We start from the raw sequence: 11,783 nt of genomic DNA on the forward strand, positions 1-11,783 counted from the left end.
ACTTGGTTCTGGTGGACCTGGGTACAAAACCGTGAGGCCGACCGGTACGAAGATTCTTCCTCAGGCTTTCAAACCTTTCAAGGAAGCGGGGAAAGGCCTGGAGCGGATCCGAAGATCGAAATCGGCAGAGAGAATCTGTCGCAGCCGAGAAGGAGCGAGTGGCGGATGATGCGGATCGTCGGCGGGCTGCTGCTATGTGTCGTGCTTGGCGCTCTAGCCTGGCTGGCGGCCGAAAGCACAGAAGGCTTCGAGCACTGGCTCAATCGCTATCAAACGCTGCTCGGCGCCTTCATCGCGCTCGCTGCGGCGTTCATTGCGGCTTATCCTGCATGGCGCCAACTGCGGGCTACGATAGGAGATCGAGATCCGGAGTTCTGGCTAGACTGGTCGCACAACATCGGCGGAAGCTATGGCGACGTCGAAGATGCGCTCCTCGGAATTGTGAACCTTAACCGTCGGACGTTAGCTCTGAAGAAGGTTGTAATCCTGCGCCCGACGGGCACTTCCCTTGGCGTGGCCGAAGCCCGCGACCTAGTGAATGGCGAAGGACGTTGGCAAGGGCATCGCCCTATCCCGCGTGCTACGGGGACCGATTGGCGAAACTGGGAGGGCGAATACAACGTCCCTGGCCAGCAAGAGCGCTACCTTGTTCTGGAGCTTGATATCGAGCGGGACACAGCGAAGGTCCATGCTGACGAGGAGGTCCGCGTCCGGGTCGAGTATGTCCTCCGCGGCGAGGAGAAACTCCGCCGGGTCGATATCGACGGCGCCGTGCCCAGAAATAGGTTCCAGGGCCACCGGAAGCAGCATGACAAGGAATAAGGCCGCCGTTGCGGCCTGGGCGGCTCGCCAGCAAGCACGGGCCGCTTTGCTAGGCTTTGCGGGAGGAAGGGGCGCTCGCGCGCTGGCGGCCTTCCTTGGTCGTCAGGCGATCTGTTTGCTTGGCACTCTCTTAGCCGCGAGGCGAATGCGCTTCTTCCTTGCGCGACGAAGCTTCGCCGCTGCCAGAACGCCTTTGCCGGCACGCCGGTAAAGCTCGCGCTTCTCCTTTGCGCCGTCGCCGCTCCCGGAAGTGGGGAGCTTTGTTCCGGTGAGGGCAGCGTAGAGCGACGGCGGGAGCACGTCCTTTGCGGGACGCATCGCCGCGAGCTCTTCGTCCGTCAGTTCCGGATTGTCCGGATCGGCGGCGATCCCGGCTTGGATCCGCGCCTCTTCCTCATCAGTCAGGAGGGGGATCGGCTTACGCTGTGCGTTCGTCATAGACCTTCCTTTCCTTGCGACTGGCGGGGCGGAGACTGATCGCGGAGATGGCCTCCGAGCCCAGCGGCGAATAGATCAGGACGACAACGGGGATGTCGCCGAGGAGGCCGATCGCTTTCCATCGCGGACGCCCATCCGATCCAGGTTTAGCCTCGACGAGCATCGCCGATGACCAGAAGGCCGCGTCGATCGCTGCGAAATCGAGACCTTGGTGCTTCTCGATATTCGAGAGCCGCTTCGGCTCGTCCCATACGATCATCGTACGCCTGTAAAATGGGGGTTGGCGAGCAGAAATCGAGCCGCCAACTCCCATCGGGGAGCTTCGCCGTCAATCCCGGCTGGTGATCGGGGACGAGCATCGCGGCCTTTCGGTCCGCGAGCTCGCCCACCAGGTGAGGTCAAGACTGCCGAAGGATCCCACTCAAGAGATCGTCCGGCGCCGGCGGCGTCCAGTTGGTTCGTGTCCACTTCGCAATCCGAAGGAGCGACGTCCGAAGTAGCTCCTGCGTCTGGATCGCTATGTCCGCGGCGAGCTCGGCTCCTTCGTCGTCGGCCTCTTCGCATTTCGTCTGCGAGACGATCTGGAGGAGGGCGTCGAAACGGTTTCGACGCTCGTCCTCTGTGAGGAGCCGGGCTTGATCCGTAACCGTTGCCTCGACCAGCACTCGAAGGACGTTGAGCTCGGCATAGAGGCGCCGGACTTCGTGATCGTCCAGGTTCATAGCCATCTCATGCGCCTCTCAAGGCCAGATCTCCGAAGATGCCGCGCATCTTGCGCTGCGTCTCACCGGCCAAGATCCGAGACACCTCCTGCGCGACTGCCCTCGGATCGTTCGCCCCTGAAATCGTGATGTTGACGGTCTGATTGATCGTCGGGCTCGACACGCTGGACGAGCTTCCACCCTCAAGCTTCCGCCGCTCGGAGGCCGGGAGGATCGTCCCCGACTTGCCAGGTCGGAAGATCTCATAGGGATCCCGCGAGCCGTCATCGTTGACGGCATAGGTCCGGCCTGCCGCAACGTGGCCGCCTCGAGCTCGCCGCGGGAGCGGGGCCGGGGAAGGCGTCGGAGATCCGCCGGCGCCTGCGGGCGCGGCGGCTTCTCCGCCTCCGCCGCCGAGCCATGCCGACATAGACGGGAAGGTGAAGGCGTCTGCGATCGAGCTCTTGATCCAGCCGACGAGCGCGCCCATCGCGCCTTTCATCCCCTCCCATAGGTTGGAGATGATCTGGCCGCCAAGCGCCGCATAGTCGGTTTCCATGACGGCCGAGCGGATGCTCTCGCCGATGCCGCGGACGCGCGCAACGATCTGCGACTTGAGGTCGACGAACGCCGCAACGATCTTCCGGACCCCTTCGACGACGGCCGTAACAGCCTCTCCGACGGCCTTTCCGGCGGCGAGGCCCCATTGCGCCCAGGTCGCATTGTCGAGCGCGCCGGTCACGCGCCCGAAGGCATCCGCGACGCGCTGGATGATCGAGATGATCGGCTCGAGGACCGGCTTGACCGGAGCGATCGCGCGGTCGAAAGCCCCCTTGAAGGCCTCGAAGGCGACGCCGATCCCCTTCCAGTTGTTGTAGATCCAGGTTCCCGCCATCGCGATCCCGACGAGGATCGCGCTGATCCCCGTTCCGACGACGGCGAGCTTCATGATCCGGAGCGCCGCCGTGACGAGGCGGATCGGCTTGAGCGACCGCATTAGAGCCGCCCCCATGCCGGCGCAGGCGAAGGAGACCGCCTCGCTCGCCGAGGCCGCGCCAGTGCGCCAGAACCGGAACGCGGAACGTGCTTGGCTTCCGGCGGCCTTCGCCTTCGATCCGACCAGGACGAAGGGAGCGGCCATCGCGGCGCCGGCGCTCTTCATTTTGCCGGCAGCGCCGACGACGTCGATCGCGCCGGTCAGCGCGCCGCCGAGCATGAAGCGGCCCGCGAAAGCCGCCGCGATCGCGGCAGAGCGAAACGCCACCACGGCCGCCGTTGCGGCGATCACGGCCTTCGTCAGGACCGGATGCCGCTCGGCAAGGTCCGCGACCGCGCTCGCCCATTCGCCGCCCACTTCCAGGAGATCGTTGACCGCGGGAAGGAGGATCGCTCCGATCGTCCGACCGAGGTCGGCCATCCGGTTCTTGAACTGGTCGAGCGCCGCGTCGCCGGTCAGGAGGCGCCGGGCGAAGTCATTGTCGACGACGCCTTCGGCCGAGAGCGCCTTCGCGCGGATCGCCCGATATTCGTCCATGTTCTGGATGATCGCGCGCAAGCCCTTCTGGACCTGTGCGTCCTCGAAGAGGTCGCCCATCACGGCGAGGTTGCCCTTCAAGGCCTTGTTCGTCTGCTCGGCGAGCATCTCGATTGGCGACTTGCCGGTCTTCTGCGCCTTCTCGAGCTCCTTCCGGATATCGATCCCGAACTTCCGGAAATTCTTGACGGTCGCCGGCGCCGCAATCTTCTGGAGGACGTTCCCGAGATTTGTCGCCGCCTCCTCGCTATCGCCGGCGCCTTTGCGCGCGACCTGGAGCGCGGCCGAGAGATCGGCGACGGCCTTGACGCCGGTTTGCCCGAAGCCCTGGAAGGTCGCGCCGAGCGAGGGGAAATATCGAGCCATATCCCGGAGCTCGAAGGCGCCCTCCTTCCCGCTCTGCGCCATCACGTCGAGCGCGCGGCCGAACTCCTCGGCCGGGACCTTGAGGTTATCGAAGGCCGCGTAACCGGCGCGCGCGAGGTCCTGGACGTCCGCCTTGTAGGCGTGTGCGGCTCGGCCGATCGGCTCGAGCATCGTCAGAGCGTTGTCGGGATCGAGGCCCATCCCGGCGAGGAAGTCGACGCCGCCGGCGAGCTCCGTCGAGGAGAGCGTCTTCTTGAGCTCGACGGAGAGCTTCCCGATCTTCTTCCCGAGGCTATCGATCCCGGCGTCCGTGAGGTTCGCCTTCTGGCCGATATCGAGGAGGACGCTCTCGAAGGCGCGAGCCTCGCGGAGCGGAGCGGCCAGGCTCCGCGCGAGGCCGTAGCCCATCGCGGCCGCGTCGACCATCTTCCCGCGGAGCGCGTCCATATGCGCTTCGTTGGCCTTCGCCATCGATCGGAGGTTCGATGCGACGCCGGCAAGGCCCGTCCCGTTGACGCGGCGAGCCGCCTCGCCGATCCCGGCGAGCGCCTTCGCCGCGCCTCGAGCCGGAGCCGAGATCCCGTCGATCAGCTTGACAATAAGCGAGGAGGAGATCGCGGTCATGCGCGGACCTCCGATCCCTGAAAATCAGGGTGTTGCGCAGCGTAACGGAGCGCGTTGCGGCCGCCCGAAGAGCGAAACGAAACGTCGATCGCAGAATTTTTCCTACGTGCGGATATCGGGGCTCGGGGGATCCGCAATCCGAAACAGGGGGAAAGGGTCCCTACAGCTGCTTGCGGGTCTCGAACGGGTCCGAGGACCGTCGCAGGGAGATCGATGGTCCTCGTCCGCATCGGTCAGGACCTCGACGAACCAGCAGGACCGCCGGTCAAACGGTCCACCGCCGCGAACATTCTCGATAGCCGAGGGTTCGACGCTTCCGCGGGAGCGGGGCCGGGAGCCCCGCCCGCGTTCGCCTCCGTCTTCGGAATGAGAGCGTCCACCGCGGCGTTGAGACCGGCGAGATGCTCCCGCTTCGCTCCGGCGCCATGAGTGAAGGATGGCCCGTTCCCTCTCGAGGCGCCTTCGACAGGCAATCGAGCCAGAAGGCGTCCCGCGGTGTCCGCCGAGATGCCGGTCTCGTCGAGCGCCATCTCAAGCGCGGCGGAGGGACGCTTCTTGCCCTCCTCGCTCTGGAGGATGCCGACGATCCGATTGCGCTCGGCGGCGGCGCCGGCAGAGAAGGCTTGGTCGTAGGCCGTCGACGAAGTGGTCGCGCTCATGGAAGGCGCTCCTCTCGCTGATGCGTCTCGCGAAGGCGAGGCGCGGGGATGTGGGTGGATAGAGCGGCGCCGATCGCGGCTAGACGTTGGCTCCGTTCATCTCGGAGCGCTTGAAGGCGATCACGGAAGTCGTTTTCGACAGCCATTGCGCGCCCATAGCTCTCCTCAAGAACGGCGCGCTCAACCATGCCGGAGTGTGAGCGGATGACGCCCGTTTCAATCAGCCGCCTGAAGCTCTCCTTCGACAGCCGGAGCCGTTGTCGAGCCTGCTCAACGGAGATCATTTTCCGGCCGTTCATCAGGCCTCCTTGCAATAAGGATTGGCGCCGAGAGCGGCCAGGCGGCGAGCGACGTCAGCCCGGATCGCTTCGATCTGCTGGTCGGCAGCCTTCTGGATCTCGACGGCACGCGCATGGTTTGCGGCAAGTGTCACCAGGTCGAAGCGGCGGCCGACGCGCTGAAAGGCACCGGTTGCGACGAGCAGGGCGAAGGGCCGCGGCTGGAGGCCGAGGCGCTTACGGGCGACATGCCACGCGACCGGCTTCATGCAGCGACCTCGGCGCCGGAGAAGGTCGATCGAGCGGCGATCGCGCGGAGCGATCGACCGGCGATCGGTCTGATGCTGGACGGGACGATCGAGACGGCGCGCGGCGCGTCGGGGATCGCTTGGGGCGACCCCTCGCTTCGTCCGACTTCGTGGCGCGAAGGCTTCGGATGGAGGACCGATCGCATCTCACGTTCGGCGATACGTTTCCCCCCTATAAGTCCCCCCGTGCACGCACTTGCGACAGCGCACGGACTTGCGACAGGATCAGGCTTGCCTTTCCGCTCCCATGTCCGGCGGCTCCAGCCGAAATGAAGCCATGGTGCGCGCTTCGTCAGGGAGGCGCCTTCGTACTCCTCTCGAGGTTTTGCGCCGCCATTCCGCCGCGTCGCGCGCATCCGAGCGGCGTTCCTGGCGCGCTTCTGTGCGGCCGCGGCGTCCGCCGCCTGGACGTCCTCTTCCGAGGTCTCCGCTTTCCGCCGCGCAGCCGCTCTCGCACGGTCCGCTGCGCGCCGCGCCTTGCCTGCTGCCGGCGTCTCGTCGATCGCGTGAGCTTGCCAGAAGGCGAGCTCGTCGCGCTCGACCGCCACTAGGTCGACGAGCTCGCCAATCTCACGCGGGCTAAGCGTCGATGTCCATCCTTGGGCTCGAGCGACGTCGCGCCGGCGGAAGCCGTCGGCGACGATTGCTTGCGCCGTATCGATCTGAAGATCGCCGAGGCCCAACCATTCGACCAGGCGGCGAAGATCCGGTGTTGATAGCTCTGCCGCATCGGCGAGGCTGCACGCAATCACAGTCGCGAAGCCCCGGCGGCGGATCGGAATGCCAGTCTCACGCTTGCGCTCGACCAGGCGCCGGAGCTTGCCGATGAGGCGACCCATAGGGCGGCCTCCGGGAAGGTTTGGACGCGGCTCTTCGACTTGGCGGCCAAAGCTCGCCGTGATAGGAAAATGGAGCAAGACGAAATCTCCGGACCGCCGGCCCTGGCAGGGGCTTGGCGGTCTTTTCGTTTGAGGACGAACAAAGGAGAGACCGGCCCCGGTTAGATGCGGGACCGGCCTCGTGATGCGCGACGCGAAAGGGCTGAAAGCGCTGCGCATGTTCGGTCATCCGACCTTGTCGATCGGCCAGTGATTGAGCTTTCCGTGCTCAAGAGCCGGAAGGTTCACAGTCGCTGGAAGCTCGCCGTGGAACCCATGGCTGGACCGGCGGACGGCATACTCGAGATCATCGAGTTCTGCGGCATCTTCCGGTAGGTTCTGGTTCGCGCGTCGGGTTGCGTAGTTTACAGCGGCGAGGCGTGCGATCCCTTCGCCCAATTCCTTCGCGAGGACGTCGTATCGCGTGCGAAGCCACTTCTCGACGGCAGCGCGCTCGCGGACCGTAGCGTCGTAGAAGGACCGGTTCGCCGGATCGGCCTCTCGCTGGATCGCGGCCGCGAGCTCCTCCTCCTTCTCACGAACCTTCTTGGCTGCGAGGTCGCGAGCGATCTCGCAGCGGCTTTGCTCGTCTCTGGTCTCTTCGGAAGGGTTCTCAAGGTATGCGGCGGAGGCATTGGCGAACGCCTCCTCCTTTGCCGCTAATGTGGCCTCCCGGCCTTTGAGGCTCGCTCGAAGAAGCTGCGTGCTGATTGGCCGTTCTACTGATTGCAAGCTGCTCAAGACGAGCTCCTTTCGAAGGGAGCGCGGGAGCGACCCGCGCGGAACGCAGGGTCAGAAAGCGGGGCGTGATCTATTCCGTCAAGGCTATGAAATTCCTATAGATTTTGGATCAATCGGAATTTTTTGGAGCGCGTGACAAAGTCGCGTGACATTCGCTCATGTCACTCTCCGACTTTCCGATTGGCAGACGCTTATGCCTCAAGGCTTTGCCGTCAGAGCGACGTGACATTTCAAAATGTCACGTCTGTCACTTTGCTCCTCGGAGCATCGAGGGCTGCGAAGCGCAGCCTTAAAAAAATCAGCAGCAGCCATAAGCGGCGAAGATGCGAACCTCACCTTCTTGGACGATCGCCTCCGCCTCGGCGCGACGGATGAAGATCGAACGGATCGCCAGGGTTTCAGGATCGCCATCGCCGAAGCGCCATTCGACGCAAGCTCGCTCGCTCGAGACGGAGCTCGAGACGATCTTCGCGTCGATCGCGGCGAGGCGCCCGACCAGGAGGTCGACGGCCTGCGGAACGGTCTGCGGGACTGTGGATGGTCGAGCGTTTTCGCCCGACAGGACGGGCGCGCGCCCGCTATTGCTCGCGGTAGCCATGATGCGCTTCTCCAGAGGTTGCGCGTTGTGGTCAGGCCGTTGCGGTGCTTCCAACACCGTAACGGCCGCCCCTATCGCTAGGGGGCGCAGCGGAGCCCCGCAAGGGCGCTCGGAGCGACCCGTCTGCGACGAAATCTGTGGATCTGGCAGTTAAGAGGTTCGGGACGGCCGCAAGCTCGACGGGCCGCCGAAGTGTGAAACACTTTATACCTCGCGCGGCTTCATGGAGCCGGCACGTCGCGGGCTCCGGATGGAGCACGTCATGCCCGACCTCGACCCTCGCCTTCCCGCCTGGTTTATCGGCCTTTTCCTCGCCGTCCATGGAGCCGCGGCCGCCGCCGAGCTTCTCGCCGAGCTCCGCCACTGGATCCCGATCATTTTCGGATGACGGCATGCGGAATGGAAATCGGAAACTGTTGCCGAGCGTTTCAGCCTGAAACGCTGGATCCCCTGAAAACGCGGGGATGCGCAGAAGTTAAGAGTTTCGCGCGCCGATCGGAGTTGAGCTTCCGCATGGGGTTAGAGTGCGCGAATGTCCTGCGCAAAATGGGAGGGGATTTCCGATGGCAATCGTCGGCTACGCGCGCGTCTCGACCGACGGCCAGACGCTCGACGGCCAAGTCGAGCAACTAACCGCTGCCGGTGCCGATCGGATCGTCCAGGAGACGGCGAGCGGCGCGAAGACGGATCGATCCGGCCTCGCGAAGCTTCTCAATGCGCTCCAGCCGGGAGACGTCCTCCTCGTCACGCGTCTCGACCGCTTGGCGCGGTCGACGCGTGACCTCTTGAACGTCCTCGCTGCCATCGCGGATGCCGGCGCCGGCTTCCGCTCGCTCGCCGACACATGGGCCGATACGACGACCGCGCACGGTCGATTGATGGTGACGATCCTCGGCGGCCTGGCCGAGTTTGAGCGGGAGCTCATAAAGGCGCGGACCAGCGAGGGACGGCAGAGAGCGAAGGAGCTCGGCGTCCATCTCGGCCGGAAGCCGAAGCTCACGCCTTATCAGGTGCGCGAGGCGCGCAAGCGGCTCGAGGGCGGGGAGACGGCGACGTCGATCGCGAAGAGCTTCAATGTCCATCGCTCGACGATCGACCGGCTCAAGGCTTAGGGGTAGCCTCACTTAAAGACGCTGGCGTAGTCGGCTCCGGTTTCATCTCAAATTCCGCATCTAGGCTAGGCGGCAGCCCAATGGATACGGTGAAGCCTTTCAAGCCGACGTATGGGTTTCCTTTCAGTTGCTGACCCAAATCAGCCATCATTTCCATAGCGTCTTCAAATCCAAGGACGTCTGAAATTGAGAAAGTCGAAGCTACGTTTTCGATGTTTGTGGTGACGACACCTGTGAAGTTCCCACCCGACTTAGACGCAGCTTCGGATAGACCTTTAACTGCTCCGGCTATCGCATCCTTCGTTTGCTCGGAATTTTCCGTCGGCTTGATAACGATCGTCTGGAAGGCGCTTTTGCCAGGTTCAGCCGGCATCATTTTTCCAGGATCACTTACAGAATTTGCCGTCGTCCCATTGTCCTCACCAAATAGATTGCCGCGGTTCGAGGACTTGAGCGATTTTTGGATTGCTTCAAGACGCGCTCCAATCGCCTTGAAGGTTTCCTTCTGGCTCATCGAAGGCGTGATTTGAGGAGCCGCCTCTTGAGCTCCAGCGGCCGAAGCCGACAGAGCCAACGCTACTCCGGTGATGACTGCTTTCATGTCGGAAACCTTCTGCTCGTCCAGCACGAAATATGGGAAGCAAAATTCCGATCGCGAGGTCGAGGGATAGCGCCCCCTATCGGTAGCTATCAGGAGAAAGCGTGATGAAACGCGAGGAAGCGTGGCCTTCCGTTTGCGCGCGCTCGCTCCCACCGCCTCGCGGGCGGAAGCGGTGCCTCAAAGAACCTATCGCGGCGTCGCGATATTCGAGCGATGCCGTAACGGTGGGCCATAACCCATTGCAATAGAACCGACACAGGGCGTTGCGTTAGAAGAGCAGAGAGGCGTTGCCCGATACGATCGGATGCGACGAGCGGATGGTTAAGGAGACCTTAACCTCTCGGCCGTTACATTTCGCGATCCGCATCGCGAAATGAGGCGCAATCCGATGGGCTACACGCTCGCAACGGCGGCCGAAGTCGCTGGAAAGACCAAGCCGACCATCTGGCGAGCCGTGAAGAGTGGGAAAATCTCGGCCTCTAGACTCGAGGATGGTTCCTTTCGGATCGACGCGGCCGAGCTCGACCGCTACCTCGCCGCAACGAAGGAAACGCCTCCGCCAACGAGTGAGCAACGATCCGCAACCCCTTCCGATCTCTCTGAAATGGATGCGAAGGCGTTGCAGGAAGCGGTTGCGCTTCGTTTCGAAGTCGAGAAGCTCGCGGCGTTGCTCGCAACGGAGCGTGAGCGGATCGTCGAGCTCCGCGAGGATCGCGAGCACTGGCGCGAGCAGGCGCAACGGCTCGCTCTGACGCATGAGAAGGCGGCGATCATCGTCCCGCCGGCGCCGAGCGCGCCGGAGGTCCGTCCCGGCCTTCTGGCGCGTCTCGCGGCGGCCGTGCGCGGCTAGAAGAGGAAGGATGCCTCGGGCGTCAGGCGGCCATGCTCGAGGATCGCGCGCTCAAGCGCGTCGATCGCTTGGAGCACGGTCTTTTTCTGCGCCGCGATCTGGTCCCGTTGCGCGTATCCGTCGAGGCGATCCAGACGCAACGCCTCCTCGCGAAGGCGATCGGCGGCGAGAGAGATTGGTCGGCTCGCTTCGACCTTCTGGAGGATCCAGGTCTCGAAGGATCCCCAAGTCCCGTTGAGGGCGCTTTCGTTGGAGAACACGCCGGAATACCGATTGAGTGCGCTTCGCGCTCCAGCGGCGGCCGTGTCAGTCAATTCGCGAAGGGCAGGGTCCATAGATGCTCCGTCCGGCTGCGGCTTCGTTGACATTGAGGGCCGCCACAGCCGAGATGGTGGTTAACGCGCTCCGACAGGAGTCGCGCAACGCGAGGATTTCACCGCCGCAAGTATGATCTAGACGCGAAAAGGCCCCAAAATCACCTTGCCGGGTGAGATCAGGGCCTTCCGAATTTCCAAGTAGCTTCGCTACCAGCCAGTTCCGAAGCTAGCGCAGGCGCCTTAAAGGCGCAACGGGGAAGGTGCGTCGTCGCGCACGTTTTCCGATCGGAGTTTCGCGACCTGACGTCGAGCGGCCCGACGAAGGAAGACCGGGCCTTGTTCTCTCAATCCATGGCGGCCGCGATCGAGCGGTCGAGCCGAAGCGATCTCCCGAAGCTCGCGTCGGCCCTCTGGCGCGCGCACGCGGCTGGATCCCTCGACGATGCCGAAGCGCAAAGCCTCGCCGAGGCGATCGAGGCGCGGAAGGCGCTCCCGATCGCGCCAGCGACGCCGAGGCGCCGCGTCGGATCTCGACCGCGCTCCCCAGAGAGCATGGAGCGACGCCGGCGATGGGCTGCGAGCGGCCGGCTCCCGCCGGCACTCGCCGCCTTCTTCACGCTCGCCGAGGTCTCTGTCTTGGCCGTCATTGCGATGGAAGTCGCGAAGCGGGGAGACTGCCGTTTGACGATCGGTCACATCGCAGCCCTCGCCGGTGTTTCAGCGTCGACCGTGCGCAACGCTCTTCGAGAAGCCGCGGCACAAGGCCTTCTGACGGTCGAGGAGCGGCGTCTATCGTGGACGCGTAACGCTCCAAACGTCGTCCGTATCGTCTCGCTGGAATGGAGGACGTGGCTTCGACTTGGTTCTGGTGGACCTGGGTACAAAACCGTGAGGCCGACCGGTACGAAGATTCTTCCTCAGGCTTTCAAACCTTTCAAGGAAGCGGGGAAAGGCCT

Annotated in this window: 17 protein-coding genes; 5 read left to right on the forward strand and 12 right to left on the reverse strand. The window is 64.0% G+C overall.

Going from position 1 to position 11,783, the window contains the following annotated elements; genetic code table 11:
- Nucleotides 1–822, forward strand: an 822-nt coding sequence (locus ASF65_RS12015) for a hypothetical protein (RefSeq protein ID WP_210166640.1), incomplete at its 5' end; no start/stop codon positions are given.
- A gap of 102 nt (nucleotides 823–924) precedes the next feature.
- On the opposite strand, the gene ASF65_RS12020 is transcribed toward ASF65_RS12015, so the two are convergent.
- From ASF65_RS12020 to ASF65_RS12065, 10 genes are all read right to left on the reverse strand, one after another.
- A complete protein-coding gene (locus tag ASF65_RS12020; protein ID WP_055889453.1) occupies nucleotides 925–1,260 on the reverse strand; it encodes a hypothetical protein in 336 nt (111 codons plus the stop codon).
- Nucleotides 1,241–1,519 carry a BrnT family toxin gene (locus ASF65_RS12025; protein ID WP_055889454.1) on the reverse strand — a complete coding sequence of 93 codons (279 nt, stop codon included), beginning with the start codon at nucleotides 1,517–1,519 and terminating at the stop codon, nucleotides 1,241–1,243. The genes ASF65_RS12020 and ASF65_RS12025 overlap by 20 nt, the downstream gene beginning before the upstream one ends.
- Before the next feature lie 139 nt (nucleotides 1,520–1,658).
- The gene (locus ASF65_RS12030; protein ID WP_156369285.1) at nucleotides 1,659–1,982 is read right to left on the reverse strand and encodes a hypothetical protein; all 324 of its coding nucleotides are present in this window, start codon (nucleotides 1,980–1,982) and stop codon (nucleotides 1,659–1,661) included.
- 7 nt (nucleotides 1,983–1,989) lie between these two features.
- Nucleotides 1,990–4,485 (reverse strand): phage tail tape measure protein, encoded by a 2,496-nt coding sequence (locus ASF65_RS12035; RefSeq protein ID WP_055889460.1) that lies wholly within the window; start codon nucleotides 4,483–4,485, stop codon nucleotides 1,990–1,992.
- 233 nt (nucleotides 4,486–4,718) lie between these two features.
- Entirely contained in the window at nucleotides 4,719–5,144 is a 426-nt protein-coding gene (locus ASF65_RS12040; protein WP_055889462.1) for a hypothetical protein, read from the reverse strand.
- The gene (locus ASF65_RS12045; protein WP_055889464.1) at nucleotides 5,141–5,443 is read right to left on the reverse strand and encodes a hypothetical protein; all 303 of its coding nucleotides are present in this window, start codon (nucleotides 5,441–5,443) and stop codon (nucleotides 5,141–5,143) included. The genes ASF65_RS12040 and ASF65_RS12045 overlap by 4 nt, the downstream gene beginning before the upstream one ends.
- Entirely contained in the window at nucleotides 5,443–5,691 is a 249-nt protein-coding gene (locus tag ASF65_RS12050; RefSeq protein WP_055889465.1) for a hypothetical protein, read from the reverse strand. The genes ASF65_RS12045 and ASF65_RS12050 overlap by 1 nt, the downstream gene beginning before the upstream one ends.
- Nucleotides 5,688–6,569, reverse strand: a complete 882-nt coding sequence (locus ASF65_RS21430) for a hypothetical protein (RefSeq protein ID WP_156369286.1) — start codon at nucleotides 6,567–6,569, stop codon at nucleotides 5,688–5,690. The genes ASF65_RS12050 and ASF65_RS21430 overlap by 4 nt, the downstream gene beginning before the upstream one ends.
- 225 nt (nucleotides 6,570–6,794) lie before the next feature.
- Nucleotides 6,795–7,349: a hypothetical protein gene (locus ASF65_RS12060; RefSeq protein WP_055889470.1), complete on the reverse strand. Its 555-nt coding sequence runs from the start codon at nucleotides 7,347–7,349 to the stop codon at nucleotides 6,795–6,797.
- Between the two features lie 298 nt (nucleotides 7,350–7,647).
- The gene (locus ASF65_RS12065; protein WP_156369287.1) at nucleotides 7,648–8,004 is read right to left on the reverse strand and encodes a hypothetical protein; all 357 of its coding nucleotides are present in this window, start codon (nucleotides 8,002–8,004) and stop codon (nucleotides 7,648–7,650) included.
- Nucleotides 8,005–8,209: 205 nt separating this feature from the next.
- Here ASF65_RS12065 and ASF65_RS22280 point away from each other — a divergent pair, with 205 nt between their 5' ends.
- Both ASF65_RS22280 and ASF65_RS12070 read left to right on the forward strand, forming a co-directional pair.
- The gene (locus tag ASF65_RS22280) at nucleotides 8,210–8,335 is read left to right on the forward strand and encodes a hypothetical protein (RefSeq protein ID WP_280137632.1); all 126 of its coding nucleotides are present in this window, start codon (nucleotides 8,210–8,212) and stop codon (nucleotides 8,333–8,335) included.
- A gap of 175 nt (nucleotides 8,336–8,510) precedes the next feature.
- On the forward strand, nucleotides 8,511–9,059 hold the full coding sequence (locus ASF65_RS12070; protein WP_055889474.1) for a recombinase family protein: 549 nt from the start codon (nucleotides 8,511–8,513) through the stop codon (nucleotides 9,057–9,059).
- Here the strand turns inward: ASF65_RS12070 and ASF65_RS21435 are convergent.
- Nucleotides 9,049–9,660 carry a hypothetical protein gene (locus ASF65_RS21435; protein ID WP_156369288.1) on the reverse strand — a complete coding sequence of 204 codons (612 nt, stop codon included), beginning with the start codon at nucleotides 9,658–9,660 and terminating at the stop codon, nucleotides 9,049–9,051. The two genes, ASF65_RS12070 and ASF65_RS21435, sit on opposite strands and share 11 nt — an antisense overlap.
- Nucleotides 9,661–10,048: 388 nt before the next feature.
- On the opposite strand from ASF65_RS21435, the gene ASF65_RS21440 reads away from it, so the two are divergent.
- Nucleotides 10,049–10,510: a helix-turn-helix domain-containing protein gene (locus ASF65_RS21440; RefSeq protein ID WP_156369289.1), complete on the forward strand. Its 462-nt coding sequence runs from the start codon at nucleotides 10,049–10,051 to the stop codon at nucleotides 10,508–10,510.
- Here the strand turns inward: ASF65_RS21440 and ASF65_RS12080 are convergent.
- Nucleotides 10,507–10,845 carry a hypothetical protein gene (locus ASF65_RS12080; RefSeq protein ID WP_156369290.1) on the reverse strand — a complete coding sequence of 113 codons (339 nt, stop codon included), beginning with the start codon at nucleotides 10,843–10,845 and terminating at the stop codon, nucleotides 10,507–10,509. The genes ASF65_RS21440 and ASF65_RS12080 overlap by 4 nt on opposite strands.
- A gap of 318 nt (nucleotides 10,846–11,163) precedes the next feature.
- Here ASF65_RS12080 and ASF65_RS20930 point away from each other — a divergent pair.
- On the forward strand, nucleotides 11,164–11,783 hold a 620-nt coding region (locus tag ASF65_RS20930), incomplete at its 3' end, for a GntR family transcriptional regulator (RefSeq protein WP_244486643.1).

It is taken from the genome of Aureimonas sp. Leaf324, assembly GCF_001423245.1.
Taxonomy (GTDB): Bacteria; Pseudomonadota; Alphaproteobacteria; order Rhizobiales; family Rhizobiaceae; genus Aureimonas.

Excerpts from the sequence above, each read along its gene's own strand:
- ASF65_RS12020 (WP_055889453.1), bottom strand. The coding sequence starts at position 1,260 with ATGACGAACGCACAGCGTAAGCCGATCCCCCTCCTGACTGATGAGGAA.
- ASF65_RS12025 (WP_055889454.1), bottom strand. The coding sequence starts at position 1,519 with ATGATCGTATGGGACGAGCCGAAGCGGCTCTCGAATATCGAGAAGCAC.
- ASF65_RS12030 (WP_156369285.1), bottom strand. The coding sequence starts at position 1,982 with ATGAACCTGGACGATCACGAAGTCCGGCGCCTCTATGCCGAGCTCAAC.
- ASF65_RS12035 (WP_055889460.1), bottom strand. The coding sequence starts at position 4,485 with ATGACCGCGATCTCCTCCTCGCTTATTGTCAAGCTGATCGACGGGATC.
- ASF65_RS12040 (WP_055889462.1), bottom strand. The coding sequence starts at position 5,144 with ATGAGCGCGACCACTTCGTCGACGGCCTACGACCAAGCCTTCTCTGCC.
- ASF65_RS12045 (WP_055889464.1), bottom strand. The coding sequence starts at position 5,443 with ATGAACGGCCGGAAAATGATCTCCGTTGAGCAGGCTCGACAACGGCTC.
- ASF65_RS12050 (WP_055889465.1), bottom strand. The coding sequence starts at position 5,691 with ATGAAGCCGGTCGCGTGGCATGTCGCCCGTAAGCGCCTCGGCCTCCAG.
- ASF65_RS21430 (WP_156369286.1), bottom strand. The coding sequence starts at position 6,569 with ATGGGTCGCCTCATCGGCAAGCTCCGGCGCCTGGTCGAGCGCAAGCGT.
- ASF65_RS22280 (WP_280137632.1), top strand. The coding sequence starts at position 8,210 with ATGCCCGACCTCGACCCTCGCCTTCCCGCCTGGTTTATCGGCCTTTTC.
- ASF65_RS12070 (WP_055889474.1), top strand. The coding sequence starts at position 8,511 with ATGGCAATCGTCGGCTACGCGCGCGTCTCGACCGACGGCCAGACGCTC.
- ASF65_RS21435 (WP_156369288.1), bottom strand. The coding sequence starts at position 9,660 with ATGAAAGCAGTCATCACCGGAGTAGCGTTGGCTCTGTCGGCTTCGGCC.
- ASF65_RS21440 (WP_156369289.1), top strand. The coding sequence starts at position 10,049 with ATGGGCTACACGCTCGCAACGGCGGCCGAAGTCGCTGGAAAGACCAAG.
- ASF65_RS12080 (WP_156369290.1), bottom strand. The coding sequence starts at position 10,845 with ATGGACCCTGCCCTTCGCGAATTGACTGACACGGCCGCCGCTGGAGCG.